This is a genomic window from Fibrobacter sp. UWB2, assembly GCF_002210425.1.
In the GTDB taxonomy this organism is placed as follows: domain Bacteria; phylum Fibrobacterota; class Fibrobacteria; order Fibrobacterales; family Fibrobacteraceae; genus Fibrobacter; species Fibrobacter elongatus.
The window spans coordinates 351,660-369,398 of record NZ_MWQK01000001.1 but is presented as its reverse complement, the minus strand read 5'-3'; the positions used below and the strand labels follow the sequence as shown (position 1 = coordinate 369,398).

Here is a 17,739-nt window from a genome sequence, read left to right as displayed (position 1 = left end):
GCACGTGTGGCGTCTTCATGGCGAAGTTGCGTCGAGCGTGCCAAAAACCTCTTTGCTTTTTGACGCTATAAAGATAGCTCAATATTTCAAGAAATGTAAAGTAAGGCGAGGAAAAGGGAGATTTTTTCTACATTTCCCTCTATGCTTACCATTTCGGAATTCCTTCAAGAAAATTCGTTCCCTGCGATTTCGCTTTTTGAAAATGTTGATAACGAGGCCATTCATGTCAATGGCGCGTCGGTTCCGCTTGCATCGATGATGGTGGCGAACCGCTTCTTGAAAAGCCCGCAGAACATTCTGGTGATTGCAAAGGATTACCGCAGTGCCGAAGTTTGGGTCGAGAATCTCGAAAGCATGGTGGGCGAGGAGTTTGTTCGCTTTTTCCCGTCGCTCGGCTTGAAACCTTACGAAATCAAGGTGCCGTTTGAGGGCGTGCTTGAAGAACGCTTGAAGTTCTTCCGAGATGTTTCGCATACCGAAAAGCCGTTTGTTGTTGTTTGTCCGCTGGATGCGTTTTTGATGAAACTCCCAGAACCTGGCGAAATTATGCGTCAGGTGCGTACGCTCCGCGTTGGCGACCAGCTGGAGCCTTCGTCTTTACGTCCGTGGTTCCTTGATCACGGCTTTACGGAACAGCCGATGGTGAGCGGCGTGGGCGAGTTTTCCATTCGCGGATGCATCGTCGATGTGAACTGCTTGCTTTATCCGCACCCCATCCGTATTGAATTTTATGGCGACGAGATTGAATCCATTCGTGCGTTTGACATTTTTACGCAGCGTTCGCTGGAGCAGATGACGCATATCGAGTTCTTCCCGATGGGGGAATTCACGGTGCCGGAATCGGTGATGGCGGGCGAGGAATGTTCTACGGAAGCGCTTTGGTGGCACCGTCCGAATCACCAGCGCTTGGTCGCAAGCCTCTTAGATTACATGCCGCGTGCGTCGCTTGTCTTTGAAGAGCTTTCGTTGCTTTCTGAGAATGCATCCAAGATGTATGCTGCGTTCCGTGGCGCTTATGATGAAGCTCGCGTGGCTGATGCGGGGGTAGCTGCTCCTGCGGATATTTGGTTCAAAATTGGCGAACTTTCGCGTTTGTTCGTAGGCCGCGCGTCGCTGGATATGACTCGTGTCAAGGTGGATGACGGCAACTGGCATGAGATGCACATGCGCGCGCAAGACTTTACGTCGAACGGTACGGATGCAGTCGCCAAAGAAATCGAAGAATTCTATGACAAGGGCGGTCGCGTTTACGTGATGGCCCAGACGATAGGCGGTGTGAACCGCTTGCGTGAAGTTTTTGACGGCCTACCTGTTGAAGATTATTTTATCGGAAATCTGAGCGAAGGCTTTTGGCTCGAAGACGATAATGTTGCGTTCCTCACGGAATCGAGAATTTTAAACCGCCATGCGAATAAAGCTCGCAAGCACAAGATTGCGGGCTCGGTGACGAATGCGTTGATGGTGGAATCGCTCAATCGCGGTGACCTCGTGGCGCACGAAGACCACGGCATTGGTCGTTACTTGGGACTTGTCCGCGTGGAAGTCAATGGCGGTATGGTCGACTGCGCGTTGCTGGAATACGATGGCGGAGATCGCCTAAAGTTCCCCGTGTCGGACCTGCAAAAGATTGAACGCCTCGACCGCTCGGAAAATGTAGAAACAAAGCTCGACCGTCTCGGCAGCAAAACTTGGGAAAACATCAAGAAGCGCGTCAAGCAAAAGGTTATCCAGATTGCGCGTGACCTCGTGGAGCTTTATGCCAAGCGCGAACTTGTTGAAGGTTTCGGTTTCCCGCCTGATGGCAACATGCAAAAGGAATTCGAGGATTCGTTCGAATACGATCCGACGCCAGACCAACTCCGTGCCACGGCCGACATCAAGCGCGATATGGAAAGCCGTCGCCCGATGGACCGCTTGATTTGCGGTGACGTAGGTTTTGGAAAGACCGAAGTTGCCATGCGAGCGGCGTTCAAGTGCGTCGCGTCGAATAAGCAGGTCGCCATTCTCGTGCCGACCACGATTCTTGCGGCTCAGCATTACGAAAACTTCTGCGAGCGCTTTGCCGCTTACCCGGTCAAGATTGCGCTCATGAACCGCTACAAGAGCGCCAAGGAAAAGAAGGAAATCTTCAAGGAAATCGCGGCTGGTACGGTGAACATCGTCATCGGAACGCACGCGCTGTTGTCAAACAAAAGCGAGTTCAAAGACCTCGGACTTTTGATTATTGACGAAGAGCAAAAGTTTGGCGTGAAGCAAAAGGAAAAATTGCGCCAGCTTCGCCTTGCTGTTGATACGCTCAGCATGAGTGCAACTCCGATTCCGCGTTCGTTGCACTTGAGCATGACGGGCGTTCGCGATATTTCGCTTATCAATACACCGCCGATTAACCGCTTGCCGGTCGAAACGAAGCTGATGCAGCGCGATGATGAAGTCTTGAAGAATGCAATTCTCGATGAACTCGCTCGTGGCGGCCAGGTGTTCGTGGTGAATGACCGCGTGCAGACAATTTACAAGCTCACCGAAGATATCGAAGCGATGGCGCCCGAAGCGAAAGTCGCTGTGGCTCATGGACAAATGGAAGACCACGAGCTTGAACGCGTGATGGATGCATTCCTTTCGCGCAAATTCGATATTCTCGTGAGCACGAGCATTATTGAATCTGGCTTGGATGTGCCAAACGCGAACACGATTATCATCATGAACGCGCACCACTTTGGCATTAGCCAACTTTACCAGATGCGAGGCCGCGTGGGCCGTAGTAGCGTCTTGGCAAAGGCTTTCCTCGTCATTCCACAGCGTGGCGAAATCTCGCAAGAATCCATGCGCCGCCTCAAAGCGTTGGAACAGTTTACTGACCTCGGTAGCGGCTACCAGCTCGCTATGCGCGACCTCGAAATTCGCGGGGCGGGCAACTTGCTCGGTCAGGAACAGCACGGCTTTATTGCTGAAGTCGGCTTTGAAACTTATGTGCGCTTGGTGCGTGAAGCGGTTGAAATGCTGCGCGGTGGTGCTCTCGAAAAGCCAATACAGCCGCGTGTGGAAATCGGTGTGGATGCATACCTTCCCGAAGATTACGTGGAAGACGGTCTCACGAGAATTTCGCTGTACCAGCGCATTGCTCGAATCACGACGCAGGCGGATGTGCAGAACATCGAAAGCGAATTGCAGGACCGCTTTGGCCCTGTGCCGACACCGGCGAAGATGCTTTTGCTTGTGACCGAACTTGGGCTTTTGGCAGGTCGTTTGCGCATCCAAGGACTAGCGCTTCGCAAGGGTGTCATTGTTGCGACATTTGCAGAAACTCCGTCGCCGGACCCGCGCGTGCTTGGCGAAATCAGCAGCCTCTGCACATGCAGTATGCGTTATTTGGGAATGTCGCCGTTACAGGCTGTGTTCGAGGTCGGGCGCGGGACTCCCGTGGAAATGGCAAAAAAGACGCTCGAAGTGTTCCGAGCGTTTGCAAATATCCAAGTTCAGGCGGCAACCATCAGGTCGGCGGATCCTTTACTCAAGGCTCTTGGCGTAGGCGAGCCGAACTGATTCCAAGCGGCTTTCAAGTTCTTCAAGAAGCTCCGCAGGCTCTAAGAAAGATTCATCGGCGTCGGTCTCGAAGAACACGTTGCTTTCGGGAATGAGTTTGATGGCTGCTGCGGTCGACTTCTTGCGGAAGCTATCCTCGTGCAGTGAAAAGAGCGCTCCAAAGGGGAGGGCTTTTTTCACGAAATTCGCATCCCCGCCAAAGCGGTGGAAAATCGGGCGCGGCGCTTCTCGAGACGGCGCGCTTGTGGCTCTATCGGTTTGAGCCACGGACTCAAACCCCGCCTCTTCCAGAAGTTTCAGCACGTGCATATAGTCCCCAACGCAGTGGATTTGCAAATCCCGCTTGAGTTCTAAAGCAAGCCCTGCCTGTGCCAAAAAAATCTGGTCCTGGGAGCCGTCGTCGTAACCCGGATAGCGTTTGTCGACACCCGCTTCGCCGACCATGGCAAGCGGATCCTCTTCTAGATGGGTGCGTAGTTGGTCCAAAGTTTCGCGAGTGGCCTGCGTTGCTATCATCGGGTGGATCCCGTAGGTCACTCTAAAAGGCTTGATTTCGGTTGAAAACTCTTTTTTCAGTTGCGAGACTTCTTCCCATTCCCAGGGTTCGCAAGAAACCGCAATAAAGTCATAATTGCGGTCTAAAAGCAACTGCGTGAGCTGCTTTTTTTGGGGTAATCGTGCTAAATGAATGTGAAAATCGAACATAATAGCCCCCTATATCTTTAAAATACAAAGAATTTATGGAAAAACAAAATTATTTGCTTGTTTTTTGGGGTAAAAAAGCCTAGTTTAAGTTTGTTGGTGCGCCAACCCAAGTTTTTTATCACCTCATTAAAGGAGTCGCTATGCGCGATTTACTCGAAAAAGCTCTGAATAAAGGTTTGACTGTCTGCTTTACATCCGAAAATGGCTTTGATGTCATTCGAATTTCTTCTGGTAACGAAGTCGTTGCAAGTTGCAGTCTTGGATCGAACAGCTTCCGCGCTTCGGTCGAAGAATCCCTCCAAGCGCTTTTGCTCGACCTGGAACGCAAGGGCTTCTAGCGGACTTGCCGCATTATCTGTCGGCAGTAAACATTAGGTTATAATTGCAAAAAATCCTGCGAGGTCATCGCAGGATTTTTCGTTTATACAAAAACACCCTGCCAAGCAGGGTGCTTTTGTAAAACCGAGCGGTCTTCCGTGAGCCACAAGTGCCTCGTATAAACGAGGCATGGTGGCGAGAGCGAGGTCCTGACGGAATCTTGATTAGCAAAAGGACCGAGCGGTCATATTAATTTATTCTACCCACCAAGTTGCCGGAGAGCATGAAGTCTCTCGTAGCACCAAAGCTGTGGAAGCCTGCGGAGAGCGAGAAGCGGTCCGTAAGAGCCTTTTCGAGGTAGAGGGCGCCAAGGACGTCCTTCACGTGCTTCGGGTTGCCTTCGTAGTAACCGTTCTTCTTACGGTCATTGACGAATTCAGCTTCGAGAATCACGCGGTCAACTGTCTTGAAGTTCATTTCGATACCACCGGTGAGCGGGGCAACGAGGTCATCCGAGAGGTCCATGAGTGCAACTTCGCCAAAGAGCGTGAGGAAGTCCGGGATAATCGGTGCGCGAACCTTCAAAGAAACGTTGTGAGAAACCTTGGCGTCGCTATCGTAAACCTTGTCGAAAATGTTGCTGCGGTAGCCGAGCTGGATGTCGAAGAGTTCGAGGCTCGGGAGTTCGTGGAAGTTGAACACCAAGCGGAGATCACCCTTGTTGAGGTGGGTTGCCTTGCTGATGAAGGAGAAGGCGAGGTCGATGTTTTCGTTCGGAGCGAAGCCGAATTCAAACTGGTTTTCCGGATCCTGTTCGGAGAGAAAACCGTTCATGTAACCATCGATGTAGCCACCGAAGTAGTCGCCGTTCTTGTCGGTGTTGTCCCAACGACCGACTCTGAAGCTGAAGCTACCCTTGCTCTGGTATGCCCATGCTTCATCGAGAGTGAAGTAGTCTTCGGCGCTGCCGGTTTCACCATTGATGTTATCGGTCTTCAAGTCGCCGGGGTAGAAGGCGAGAGCAATCTTACCCTTGAAGTTGTTTGTTTCGGCGAGGATAGCAAAGTTAGCCTGACCGCTCCACTTTTCGAGGTTGTCAGAGTTTCTGTCTTCTTCAGAAGTCCAGAAAACCTTGCCTGCTTCGAGTTCGAAGTCAGCGTTGATGTCGAAGTCAATTTCGTTGACGGTGAAGACTGCATTTTCGATCATCTTCTTTTTCTTGCGGCTTGCAGTAGAGGCCGGTTCTGCGGCGGCAACTTCTGCCGGTGCTTCTACAGCAGCCGGGACTTCAACAGCCGGAGCGGGGGCTGCAACAGGTGCCGGTGCTTCTGCGACCGGAGCTGCCGGGGCCTTGACTTCGGCAACCGGTGCAGGTTCAGCCTTCGGGGCTTCCGGGGTCGGAGCGAGTGCCGGAATAATCGGTTCTGCCGGAGCCTTAGTTTCGACGGCTGCAGCGGCATCAGCCTTGACTGCTTCTGCCTTGGCTTCTACAGCTTTTGCTTCTTCCTTTGCCTTAGCTTCGACGGCTGCCGGGGCCTTTTCTGTTACAGCGGCTTTTGCATCTGCTGTTGCTGTCTTGGCGGCTTCCTGAGCCTTTGCGTCGGTAGCAGCTGCGGTAGCCTTGGCGTCCTTCACTGCAGTTTCAGCCTTGGCTTTGGCCTTTGTGGCCTTCTTTGCTGTTACGGCCTTGGCCTTGGTGACGGCGGCTTTTGCTTCTACTGCCGGCTTTTCGGTGGCTGCCTTAACATCTTCTGCTGCGGGAGCTGCAAAAACGGATGCGGCCAACAAGCAGGATGCAAGAAACATTTTTTTCATTTTAGTCTCCTTGGGGTAATTCCATGTTTAAATACTCGTTTAAATGTTAGAAAAAAAATATTAATCTTTTTTTTACTACATATAAAGCCCCCATTAATCTAATTTAAATATCCAAAAGAGGTGATTGTTTTGAAAAAAATTTTGTTGGTTGTGTTGGCTGTTTTTGCGGCAAGTTCGTTCGCCCAGATGAAACTGGATGTCTATAAGAAGATTAATGGTGAGATAGACGAAAGGCGCCCGCTTGGATATTTGATGTCTTCGGATGCCATCAAGGAACTCCCGATCCCCAAGGACAGGATTGAACACGAAAGTTTTGTGGATGTCCAGGAAAAGGTTCGTGGGAAGAATGGAAAATACCAGACGGTCACCAAAAAGCAAAGGGTCGTGACGTACGAAGAAGTGGAACCGAAGGCTCCGCCGCGCTATGTTCCGGTGAATTGCAAGTTTGGCGACGTATGGGTCAAGCGCTCGGAGTTGGACCGCTTTATGCAGGAATACGCAGACTTGAGTGGGGAATACGTCTCTGAAACGGGGCGCGTGGTGCTCAAGAGCTCGCCGAGCAATGCCAACCGTTTTAACATTATCGTGCAGAATGGCAAGGACGATAACGTTGCCGAAATCGAAATGGGCAATCTCGAAAAGAAAAATGTCAATGGTCATGCTCGCTTTGTCTACAAAGAAGATGGCTGCGCTGTAGGCGTGGACGTGTTTAACCGAGTTGTTCGCGTAGCCCAGCGCGGTTGCGAAGACTACAATGTTGGCGGATACACGCTTGCCGGTAACTACCCGACATTCAAGGGCAATAACCGCATTGTAGAAACGTTTAATTTAGATTCTTATAGCTTCTCTTATCCGAAATACCTGTGGTGCGCTAGCGGCTTTGACACTTGCGAGCCGCTAAAAGATGAACATGGAATTGTGCACATCACTTGGAGTAAGGATGGTCACGGGACGATTGAACGCAAGGCGGGCAGTACGGTGCATACCTACCGTGCGATGGAACGCGTGATTCCGCACAAACGAGATTTCTACAATGGTGAAAAGCCGATTGCCATCAAGACCAAGCGCACGGACATGAGTGGCGAATGGATGAACTGGTATTTCTATCCGCGTGCTGGGCGCTTCAAGATGATGCGCTCTGGACAGCGCCATGATGCCGCTTACATGGAAATCTACGAACCGGTCAAAGAAGATGATTAAGTCGATTGAACAGAGTCGTATATTGTTTTTGGATTCGGGGCCGCTTGTAAGGCTTTTGCAAATGCACCCGGATTATTACCCGATTGTATCGGGTGTGCTCGATGGCGTGTACGAGAATAACGTGCAGGTCTTGGTTTCTTCTGTAACTTTGTTCGAAATTTGCAAGAAGGCGTATGGCGCAAACGATGGCGTGCTTGCTAGGCAGTACCGCGAATTCTTTGAGAAGTCCTCGAATGTGCGCCTTTGCGAAGTCAATGCCGATGTGTCGCTCAAGGCGGCAGAACTTTTCGCGGCTGCAGCCCGCACGAATCACAAGCTGACCGAAGCAGAATCGTTGCGTTTGGCGACTGCGTTTGTGAACGGTGCCGACTGCATCCTCACGGAATGCACGAACTTCCGCGATGATACCGATGCGCTCGTGGTAACGCTCGACGAACTTTAGGCTATTGGGGGATGGGCTCGCCCCTTTGGTGCTTTGAGCACGCTTCGCTTTGAGGTTAGAGCGTTTTACAAGCATATCTAAGTTCTAAGCTCTAAGTTTTAAGTTCTAAAATACTATCTTTTCCGCGTAAAATTTATTGGAGTTTAACATGTCTAATTACTGTCCTGTTATTGGTCTCGAAATCCATTGCCAGCTCGCCACTAAGACAAAGATGTTCTGTGGCTGCGAAATTGAAGTGAACACAAGCCCGAACAAGCACGTTTGCCCTGTTTGCCTCGGTATGCCGGGTGCAATGCCGGTGCCGAACAAGAAGGCTGTGGAATACGCTATTCGCTTGGGTCTCGCTCTCAACTGCGAAATTGATTTGAACGCCATGTGGACTCGTAAGAACTACTTCTACCCGGACCTTCCGAAGGGTTACCAGATCACGCAGACGGGTGGACTTCCGGTGTATGACCATCCGATTTGCAAGAACGGCTGGCTCGAAATTGTGAAGGCTGACGGCACTAAAAAGCGCGTGGGCATTACCCGTATTCACATGGAAGAAGACGCCGGTAAGCTCATCCATGACATGAGCCCGTCCCAAAGCCATTTTGACGCTAACCGCTGCGGCACTCCGCTTTGCGAAATCGTGACCGAACCGGACATCCGTAGCCCGGAAGAAGCCGTGCTTGTCTTAAAGAAAATCAAGCAGACGCTCGAATACACGCGCGTTTCTAACGCCAACATGGAAAACGGCAACATGCGCTGCGATGGTAACATTTCCCTCCGCGCAAGCGAAGACGCTCCGTTCGGTATCCGCGCCGAAATCAAGAACTTGAACAGCTTCACGAACCTCGAAAAGGCTCTCTACTGCGAAATGAACCTCCAGGCATCGACGCTCGATGCAGGCAAGGAAGTCGAACAGTGCACCAAGCGTTATGATCCCAACGCGGACAAGACGATTGTGATCCGCTCTAAGGAAGACGCTCACGACTACAAGTACTTCCCGGAACCGGATATGGTCCGCCTCGTAACCGACCCTGCATTTGTCGAAGAAATCCGCCGCACCCTTCCGGAACTGCCGGATGCACGCCGCGAACGCTTCATGAACGCTTTCGGCGTTTCTGAATACGACGCCCAGGTGCTGACCGAAGACCGCGATGTGAGCGAATGGTACGATGCCGCCGCCAAGAACTGCAAGAACGGCAAGGTGCTCGCCAACTGGGTCATCACGGAACTCTTAGCCAAGCTCAAGGACGTGGAAGGCGGTCTCTCCGCTCTCAAGATTAAGCCGGAACAGCTTTGCACACTCGTGAACCTCATTGCAGACAACACCATCAATGGTAAGATTGCAAAGACCGTGTTTGCCGAAATGTTCGAAACGGGCAAGGATCCTGAAGCAATCGTTAAGGAAAAGGGCCTCGTGCAGGTGACAGACACCGCCGCTATCGAAGCTGTGGTTCGCGAAGTTTGCGCCGCTAACGCCGCTCAGTTCGCTGAATTCAAGGCTGGTAAGGTTGCTCTCAAGGGCTTCCTCGTGGGTATGACGATGCGCAAGTCCGGTGGCAAAGCTAACCCGGGTCTCGTGAACCAGATTCTCGACAAGCTCGCTAAGGAAGGGTAATAAGACGAGAGACGAAAGAGTGTTTTTTTCGAAATCGAAAAATCGTCATTACGAGCCCCGTAGGGGCATGGCAATCCAGGGCAGTTTGTTGCTCGTGGTTTTGTTTGCACTCTTTCTTTCTTTCCCGTCCTCTGCCATTGCAAAGATGGATCGCTCGGACAGCTCTTACGTCAGCACGTTGAACATGACCGAGGAACAAAAGGAAAAGGTTTTTGGCGTAGATTCCTCGACTCTCGCCAAAGGCCCGACGCTCCAGGAACTCAACGAAGAAAATCCGACTTACGTCAAGCGCGAGTACGACCACAAACAGCAAGTGGTTGTCGGTAGCGTAGTGATGTTCTGCGTTGCCTTAGCAATGGTCCTGATGAACAATTACAACCCGAAGAGATAAGTTTAAACCTACAACAAAGTGCCGCTGGCACGCCGAAATCAATATGAACTACACAGAAGAAGCAAAACAGAATTTCAACGACCTCTCCAAGAACCCGTATCCGGGCCGTGGCATTGTGCTTGGCACAAGCGCCGATGGCAAGTCCTACGTGCAGGTTTACTGGATCATGGGCCGTAGCGTGAACAGCCGCAACCGCGTGTTTGAAATCGAAGCCGACACTGGTTTTATGAAGACCAAGGCTTTTGATGAATCCAAGCTCACGGACCCGCACCTCATCATTTACTATCCGGCTCGCCACACGAAGGACGTCCAGATTATCACGAACGGTGACCAGACGGACACGATTTACAACGCTATCAAGCTCGGTGGCACGTTCGAAAGCGCTCTCCGCACTCGCCAGTACGAAGACGATGCTCCGAACTTCACGCCGCGTATTTCCGGTATTCATTACAAGAATGCTGAACCGGCTATCTACAAGCTCTCCATCCTCAAGAGCCGCAACAATAGCGAAGACGCTGGCTGCGAACGCATGACGTTTGAATTCGAAAAGGCTTTGAACGGTCTTGGCCACTTCATCAGCACGTACGAAACGGATGGCAAGCCGATTCCGTCTTTCAACGGTTTCCCGAAGCTCATGCCGATTTTCGCCACTGCTGAAGAAACGCTCAAGGCTTACTGGGACGCTCTCAACGCTGACAACAAGGTTTCCTTGATGGTCAAGTGGATTGACCGCGAAACCTTCGAAGCTAAGACCATTATCGTGAATAAGAATGTTTAGTTGACTGCGCCCTTTGGGCGCACAACCTACTTTTCGACGACCTGCCCCAGAATCTGGTGCAGGCGTTTTTTATTCCCGAAGCCATCGGGATTTTCGATGTAGTAGAAAATCTGCTTGATGAGTGCGCTCGTGTTGAAGTCATACGACGCAATGCGCAACAAGTAGCTTTCGGCGGAGTTGTCGAATCCGAGCACGTTCGGGTCGGTCTTATCGCCCGGCAATGTGCAATCGCCGTCATCGCTCATTTCGTAGAAGATACCTGCAACTTCGTCGTTTACGCAGACCCAGCAATTGCAATCCTCAGGAACATTCTTGGCGAACTGCAAAAGCTTTTTCTTCACGAGGTTGCGGGCGTACGATTCGACGGAAAATCTCGAAACTCTCTGTCTTGCAATTTCCTTGTAGTCCCACGGGCTTGCATATTCGTCATCGGTAAATGCAATGACTTCTAGCCCCGAATTCATGAGGCCTGTCAAGCGGTCTTTGGACCAGGAACTGTTATGGTACGGAGAGAAATAACAGACCTTCTTAAAGCCTTTCTGCAAAAGGTATTTGCCGAGCTGCTGGCCCGGGATTTCTCCGAATGTGGAGTTAAAAAATGCCCAGTTGTTCTTGCTCAAGAATCTCGGCGGGATGTTTTGCAACGGGTGTTCCCACCACACGGAGACGGGGTATTTCACACCGTAAAAGAGCTGCAAAAGCGCGTGCGGATTCTGCACCAAGAGTGTCGAAAGCACTGCACCGATGGCATTCGGATAATCCGTCAGGCGGCAGACTTTTCCACTGCGGTCGATGAGCTTGCCGCTTTCTTCATTGATGCCGAGCAGAATGAGCTTGAAATGTTGTTCACCGGCGGTCTGGTAAACGAGGCGCAAAAAATCGAGTTCGCGTTCACTTTCGGCGGTAAAGCCGCCCCACGAATTGCATCGCGTAACGAACAAAATCTCGCTGAAATTCTTGACCGTCTTTGTCTTGAGCGGGGAGGCGAATGCATACAAGCGCCCGCGTCGCACGAGAATTCCCTGATTCACTTTGTGGATCAGGAACTTGCGGAGAATCGTCTGCGACACGTTATAGCGGTCGGAAAGTTCCTTCGCAAGCGGCAAATTCCTATTTGGGTCGAGGAATCCCTTTTCCCAGTCCGTTGAAAATTCTCGTTCAAGGCGTTCGAGCACGGTTTCGCGATGGACTGTCTTCGAGAGCATTTGCGCAAGATCATTGGCATCTGGAGCCTTGCCCCAGAAGAATCCCTTGCCGCGGATGCTGTAAATGAGACCTTCTTCGGAGAGCTGCTTGAGTACGCCCTGGATAGTTCCCGACGAAACTCCAAACGTTTTCATCAGCTTGCGTACAGACGGGAGCATTTCCCCGTCTTTCAGCTCTTGCTGCAAAATCGCTTGTTTGATCTCGTCACGCATAATTTATGCCATATTGCGGGCCGCAATCCATTCGCGAACGGCGCGTTCAGCACGTTCGGCAAGAATCTCTTTCTTGTTCTTTTTCTTGAGTCCCTCGTGATGGGGGAGGAGGCCGAAGTTGAAGTTCATCGGCTGGAAATCCTCGTTCTCTTCGACAAGGCGGTTCATCAAGGAGCCGATACAGCTCTCTTCAGGGAGCGGGTCAGAATGCCCGTGCAAAATCGTCTGCGCCATATTCCAAGCGGCGTACCAACCAGTTGCAACCGCTTCGGTGTAGCCTTCAGAACCCGTAATCTGGCCTGCAAACCACGTAGGCGGAATATCCTTGGCGCAATCGAGTTCCGGACGCAAGCGGAGCGTCTTATCTAGGAACTTCGGCGATTCGATAAACGTGTTGCGATGCATGCAGCCGAGGCGTGCAAATTTTGCATTACGGAGGGCAGGCACCATGGTAAAGATTTCCTTTTGCGTGCCCCACTTGAGGCGCGTCTGGAAACCGACCATATTGAACAAAGTCTTCTGCTTGTTCTCGGCACGGAGCTGGATTACGGCATACCACAGATGTCCGTTGTTTCCAAGCCCAAGCCCGATGGGGCGCATGGGCCCGTGGCGGAGAGTTTCGTAGCCACGACGCGCCATTTCTTCGACCGGCAGGCAGCCTTCAAAAAGTTCGCGTTTTTCGAACGGACGCGGTTCAGTCGCTTCTGCTTCGCAGAGCTTGTTCACAAATTCTGTATAAGTTTCTTTGTCGAGCGGGCAGTTGATAAAGTCTGCCGTTTCGCCCTTTTCCCAGCGGTTCATGTAGAACGCATGGTCAAAGTCGATGCTGTCTGTCTCGACGACAGGTGCAATCGCATCAAAAAAGTGCAGACGGTTACTGCCGAGGCGTTTAAAAATATCGTCGGCGAGAGCATCACTTGCCAAAGGACCTGCGGCAACAAGTGTCGGGCAATCGCCTTCAAGGCTTGTCACTTCTTCGCGGTGCAGCGTGATGTTCGGAAATTCTGCAATCTTCTTTTCGACAAGTTCACTAAAAATGTCGCGGTTCACCGTCAAGGAATCGCCTGCAGGCACTGCCGCTTCGCGCGCGCAATCCAGGAGGAAACTTCCGAGCAGAGTGAGTTCCGCTTTTAAAAGGCCATGGGCGCTTGTAATGCCTAAAGCCTTGAAACTGTTAGAACAGACGAGTTGGGCGAGGTGTCCATCCCTGTGGGCGGGCGTCTGCCTGTTGGGGCGCATTTCGTACAAATCTACCTGAAAACCACGGCTTGCCAATTGTAAAGCCGCTTCGCAGCCTGCAAGACCGCCACCAATAACACGTACTCGTTCGTTCATTTTAATTCACAACAATTTTTCTATAGCTCTTGGCGTTACCGATCCAGAGCTTGACCAACAATTCTTCGAGGGATGCCGTACTTACGCATTCCGGGTCCGCATCCTGAATTTCGTCCGAAATAAGATTCGCCTGAGTCAAGTTCAGCATGCCGTAGTACAAAGCCTCAAGCAATTGAGACAAGAACTCGGGCGAAACCTTAGCGACAGACTCCATGTCATTCAACGGCGGGAGCTGCGTCTTATCCGGCTGGAACTGATCCAGGTTATCCATAGTCCACATGTCGGTAGCCTTGCTCATTTCGGGCGAGGGCGCAATACCGCTCAACTTGGAACGGTAATCATTCCATTCCTTGGCGGTCGTTTTGCCGGCCTTGCGGACAGTCTTCAAGAAGGAGAGGACTGCGTAATACAGGTCCTTCTCCCTTTGGTTTGATTCTTTTTGAGATACTGGAATCATTCTTACCTTATAATGAATTAGTGGCGGAAATGGCGCATTCCGGTAAACACCATCGCAATGCCGAACTTGTCTGCAGATTCGATGGAGAGGTCATCCTTCTTGGAGCCACCCGGCTGAACAATGTAACGGACGCCGGCATCGTGTGCGGCTTCGACGTTGTCCGGGAACGGGAAGAATGCGTCAGAACCCATAACGACTTCACCGAAGACCTTCTTTTCGAGAGCCTTGAGACCAGCTTCATTGATGAGCTTGCCGTTTTCGTCGAAGAATTCCTTTGCTTCCGGAAGGCGTGCGACGTTGTCGCGGACGCGCGGCTGGCAGAGGCGGAGGTTCGAGTCAATGCGGTTCGGCTGACCCGGGCCAAGACCCATCACCTGGAAGTAACCCGGCTTGTATTCGTAGCACATCACGATAGCGTTAGACTTTGTATGCTTGGTAACGAGCCAAGTGAAGCGGGCGAGGTCTTCTTTGTTCTTCGGGAACTGAGCCTTCGTCACGCATTCAAACTTTTCCCAAGTACCGATGTCGCGGTCCTGGACGAGCATACCGCCAATCACGTGCTTGTAAACCTTGCAAGCGGTAGCCTTCTTGATTTCGCCCACTTCGAGGAGGCGAATGTCCTTGGACTTGTTCTTGAGGAATTCGAGAGCGTCGTCATCGAAAGCCGGAGCGAGCAAGATTTCAACGAACTTGCCCTTGAGGAATTCGGCAGTCTTCAAATCGACCTTGCGGGTCACTGCAATCACAGAACCGAAAGCGGACACCGGGTCACCTGCCCAAGCGGCTTCCAAAGCTTCGCGGAGCGTTTCGCCCGTAGCAAGACCGCACGGATTCATGTGCTTTACGATCACGACAGCATTGCCGTCGCTGAATTCGCGAGCCATTTCGAGGGCGGCGTCAGCATCGACGATGTTGTTGTAAGAAAGTTCCTTGCCCCAAAGCTGCTTTGCAGAAGCGAGGTTTGCTTCGGTGCAGGTCGGGTCGCGGTAGAATACAGCGGACTGGTGGGAGTTTTCACCGTAGCGCATCGGCTGCGGGTCAACGAATTTCAAAACGAGTTCTTCGGACATATCATTTCCTTTGTGGATTTTTCCGTTAAAAATATAGCATTTTAGAGCTAATGGCGCAGTCGTCTCACCTAAAGCAAATCAATTTCGATGCGTCTTTTTTGCGGAGTATCCCACTTCTTTTTGCAAAGTTTTTTTTGTATATTTTGTTCTGAAAAAGGAGAATAATAAATGAATTTCCAAAAAATTGCGAGTCTATTGACTATTAGCGCCGCTTTGCCACTGACATTTGTGGGGTGCGGCGATTCCAACCCGACAATGAGCGCCCCTGTTATTGGTGAAGAATCCTCTTCGTCTAGCTCTGATATGTCTGCCGCAGGCGAAAGTGCTTCGTCATCGTCTGCAAAATCCGAAGCCTCGAATGCCTCTTCTTCATCTGCAAATCAGTCCTCTTCTAGCTCGCAATTAGCCTCTTCCTCTTCTCAGGAACCGGAATCTTCGTCTAGCGTAGGCCTTTCTGTGCCAACAGGTTCTATTACGGATTCCCGTGATGGAAAGGTCTACAAGGTCGTTTCTATCGGAACTCAAGTTTGGACGGCCGAAAACATGAGTCTTGGCGATAGCAGCCTCTACGTTTACGAAGATGCCTTGAAGGCATGCCCCGAAGACTTCCATTTGCCGAGCATCGAAGAATTTAAAACGCTCGTGGAATACGTGGGTGGCTCTGATGTTGCCGGTAAAAAGTTGAGAAGTACCACAGGTTGGCCCAATGACGAAGTTTTGGGTGATTGGAATGGTACCGACGATTATGGATTTAATGCAAAACCGGTTACATTGGGTAACGGTTCAGGCACCGACGAAAACTTCTGGAGCCGCGATAGAAACTACACCAATTACGAAACGGAAAACTTCTTTAAGTTTGACCCGTTCCCGACCTCTACAGTCTTTGACAATTTGCCGCAACCCGACACGGACGCAAGATTCTATTACCCATTCTGCGAAGGTCGAAACGACGCTTCCTCAAGCAGAACATGCTTTGTCAGTGGCGAACCCAAAACACGACTTTCGGTTCGCTGCCTGAGCGACTTGCTCAATTGTGGCGGTAAGGCTATCAACTACAAGGAACAGTTCTGTCAAGACGGTTCCGCTTATGACCTCTGCCGTGGTCGCAAATACGACGCTACAAAATATGTCTGCAAGGACAATAATCTCTACGACCGCGCTACGAATTCCTATTACAAGTATGCATGGATTGCGCTTAACGACGATATGGAATATGGCCTGTATTTGGACAAACGAGATAACCAGTATTACAAGACGATTCAAATCGATGGTGTAACCTGGTTTGCCGAAAACCTTAAGTACGAAACTGAAGGATCCATTTGTCACGAATTCAACTCGATGCACTGCGACTTTTACGGCAGGCTTTATACACATAAACAGGCTTTGGCCGGAGCCGAAGAAGTGCCTAGTGACAAAGTTCAAGGCATTTGCCCCGAAGGAACGCACGTGGCAACTTACAATGAATATGCCAAGCTTATTGACGCCGACAAGAAATACGACCTCGTATCAGAATACACTGAAGATGATTACAAGGGCTCAATCCATATCGCAGAGAATTCGGTTGGCTTCAGCATTATTTATCCGGGCTACTGCGTTAAATCCCAATGCGGTACCGAGGAATCTTGGAAGTACGTGAACTTGCAAACGCACTTGATTGCCTCTAATGGCGTATATGCCCTCAAGGATTGGGATAACTCTGGCTTGTATAGAGTAAAAAGTGTTGACGACGCTATCTATGGTAGCGTTCGCTGCGTCGTAGACTAATTTTTAGAGCCTAAAAACAAAGGCCTCCTTCGGATGAAGGAGGTCTTTTGTATAACTAGAATAAGCTTGCAGGCGGATTGTTGTCATCCAAGCCCGGCAAATCTGGATTCTGGGGGAGGTTTGCAAGCGGGTCTTCCGGTTCAACAATCAAGTTGTAATAGACGTTGTTCTTGAGTTCGTCTTCGATGTAGAAGAGCGTGCCGCCCATAGCGCTGCCGCATCCGGCGCAAGCGCCCTGGTAGCGGATTTGCAAGCGATTGTCGTCCGTCAAGTCGAGAATCTGCACATCGCCACCGTCGCCCTGGAGCGTTCCACGGACGGTCTGGTGCAGCCATGCTTCAATCTTTTCAATCTTCTGGACTTTGGTAAGCGCATTCCATTCGGCATCAGCTTCGGCACGACCTTCTGCGGTCTGCGTGCGGTACTTGATGCGTTCCATCTTCTCGCGAACGATAATTGCGGTTGCCTTCTTTTCGGGGTAGACGAGCAAAATCTTTGAGATGAGCGTATTCATCTGCTTGATTTCTACAGCATCTTCCGGGATGGCACGCACGTCCGGCGTGTCGCGCAGTTCTTCTTCGAGGCTTTCGGCGGTAATCTTGCAAGCGTCATCAACCGTAGCCATCTGAATCTTGCGGCAGAACGAATCGGCAAGGGCGGTAAAGAGCGGCCCGCCGTACGTAAAGAATCGCGTTTCCAAAATCTTGTCGCATTCCGGGTCAATCATCAAGTAGACTTTGAGGCTTGCTTCCTTCACATCAACGAGGGCGAGGCCTTTTTCATCGGCTTCAATCTGGAAAATAGCCCCACGGTACTTGGGAGCCTTTGCAATATCTTGTAACTTCTGAGAGAATTTAGCGCTTTGTTCTTCGTTCATGCGCGCTAATTTAGAAATTTATG

General features: G+C 51.0%; 15 protein-coding genes. 8 read left to right on the top strand and 7 right to left on the bottom strand.

From position 1 onward, the window contains the following. The first annotated feature begins 141 nt into the window (after nucleotides 1-141). The gene (gene mfd / locus B7982_RS01645; RefSeq protein WP_088659275.1) at nucleotides 142-3,540 is read left to right on the top strand and encodes a transcription-repair coupling factor; all 3,399 of its coding nucleotides are present in this window, start codon (nucleotides 142-144) and stop codon (nucleotides 3,538-3,540) included. On the opposite strand, the gene B7982_RS01640 is transcribed toward mfd, so the two are convergent. After that, on the bottom strand, nucleotides 3,505-4,245 hold the full coding sequence (locus B7982_RS01640; protein WP_088659274.1) for a TatD family hydrolase: 741 nt from the start codon (nucleotides 4,243-4,245) through the stop codon (nucleotides 3,505-3,507). The two genes, mfd and B7982_RS01640, sit on opposite strands and share 36 nt — an antisense overlap. Nucleotides 4,246-4,385: 140 nt before the next feature. Between B7982_RS01640 and B7982_RS01635 the strand changes: the two genes are divergently transcribed. Further along, a complete protein-coding gene (locus B7982_RS01635) occupies nucleotides 4,386-4,583 on the top strand; it encodes a hypothetical protein (protein ID WP_014544972.1) in 198 nt (65 codons plus the stop codon). Between the two features lie 229 nt (nucleotides 4,584-4,812). Here B7982_RS01635 and B7982_RS01630 read toward each other — a convergent pair whose 3' ends face one another. Further along, entirely contained in the window at nucleotides 4,813-6,378 is a 1,566-nt protein-coding gene (locus B7982_RS01630) for a hypothetical protein (protein WP_088659273.1), read from the bottom strand. A gap of 129 nt (nucleotides 6,379-6,507) precedes the next feature. Here B7982_RS01630 and B7982_RS01625 point away from each other — a divergent pair, with 129 nt between their 5' ends. The 5 genes from B7982_RS01625 (at nucleotide 6,508) to B7982_RS01605 (ending at nucleotide 10,795) form a co-directional block, all read left to right on the top strand. After that, nucleotides 6,508-7,578 carry a hypothetical protein gene (locus B7982_RS01625; protein ID WP_088659272.1) on the top strand — a complete coding sequence of 357 codons (1,071 nt, stop codon included), beginning with the start codon at nucleotides 6,508-6,510 and terminating at the stop codon, nucleotides 7,576-7,578. Further along, nucleotides 7,571-8,020, top strand: a complete 450-nt coding sequence (locus B7982_RS01620) for a hypothetical protein (protein ID WP_088659271.1) — start codon at nucleotides 7,571-7,573, stop codon at nucleotides 8,018-8,020. Before B7982_RS01625 ends, B7982_RS01620 begins: the two co-directional genes overlap by 8 nt. Nucleotides 8,021-8,168: 148 nt before the next feature. Next, entirely contained in the window at nucleotides 8,169-9,626 is a 1,458-nt protein-coding gene (gatB, locus tag B7982_RS01615) for an Asp-tRNA(Asn)/Glu-tRNA(Gln) amidotransferase subunit GatB (protein ID WP_088659270.1), read from the top strand. Between the two features lie 19 nt (nucleotides 9,627-9,645). Continuing rightward, nucleotides 9,646-10,017 (top strand): hypothetical protein, encoded by a 372-nt coding sequence (locus tag B7982_RS01610; RefSeq protein WP_233138311.1) that lies wholly within the window; start codon nucleotides 9,646-9,648, stop codon nucleotides 10,015-10,017. Between the two features lie 43 nt (nucleotides 10,018-10,060). Beyond that, a complete protein-coding gene (locus B7982_RS01605; RefSeq protein ID WP_088659269.1) occupies nucleotides 10,061-10,795 on the top strand; it encodes an IMP cyclohydrolase in 735 nt (244 codons plus the stop codon). A 26-nt stretch (nucleotides 10,796-10,821) separates the two neighbouring features. On the opposite strand, the gene B7982_RS01600 is transcribed toward B7982_RS01605, so the two are convergent. From B7982_RS01600 to B7982_RS01585, 4 genes are read right to left on the bottom strand one after another with little or no spacing between them, the layout of a single operon-like run. Beyond that, nucleotides 10,822-12,213, bottom strand: a complete 1,392-nt coding sequence (locus B7982_RS01600) for a GntR family transcriptional regulator (RefSeq protein WP_088659268.1) — start codon at nucleotides 12,211-12,213, stop codon at nucleotides 10,822-10,824. Between the two features lie 3 nt (nucleotides 12,214-12,216). Beyond that, nucleotides 12,217-13,548, bottom strand: a complete 1,332-nt coding sequence (trmFO, locus tag B7982_RS01595; RefSeq protein ID WP_088659267.1) for a methylenetetrahydrofolate--tRNA-(uracil(54)-C(5))-methyltransferase (FADH(2)-oxidizing) TrmFO — start codon at nucleotides 13,546-13,548, stop codon at nucleotides 12,217-12,219. 1 nt (nucleotide 13,549) lies between these two features. After that, nucleotides 13,550-14,005: a hypothetical protein gene (locus B7982_RS01590; RefSeq protein WP_088659266.1), complete on the bottom strand. Its 456-nt coding sequence runs from the start codon at nucleotides 14,003-14,005 to the stop codon at nucleotides 13,550-13,552. A 17-nt stretch (nucleotides 14,006-14,022) separates the two neighbouring features. Further along, nucleotides 14,023-15,075: an IMP cyclohydrolase gene (locus B7982_RS01585; RefSeq protein ID WP_088659265.1), complete on the bottom strand. Its 1,053-nt coding sequence runs from the start codon at nucleotides 15,073-15,075 to the stop codon at nucleotides 14,023-14,025. 168 nt (nucleotides 15,076-15,243) lie between these two features. Between B7982_RS01585 and B7982_RS01580 the strand changes: the two genes are divergently transcribed. Further along, entirely contained in the window at nucleotides 15,244-16,839 is a 1,596-nt protein-coding gene (locus B7982_RS01580) for an FISUMP domain-containing protein (RefSeq protein ID WP_088659264.1), read from the top strand. A gap of 55 nt (nucleotides 16,840-16,894) precedes the next feature. Here the strand turns inward: B7982_RS01580 and B7982_RS01575 are convergent, their stop codons facing one another. Beyond that, on the bottom strand, nucleotides 16,895-17,716 hold the full coding sequence (locus B7982_RS01575; protein ID WP_085490322.1) for a NifU family protein: 822 nt from the start codon (nucleotides 17,714-17,716) through the stop codon (nucleotides 16,895-16,897). Nucleotides 17,717-17,739 lie beyond the last annotated feature (23 nt).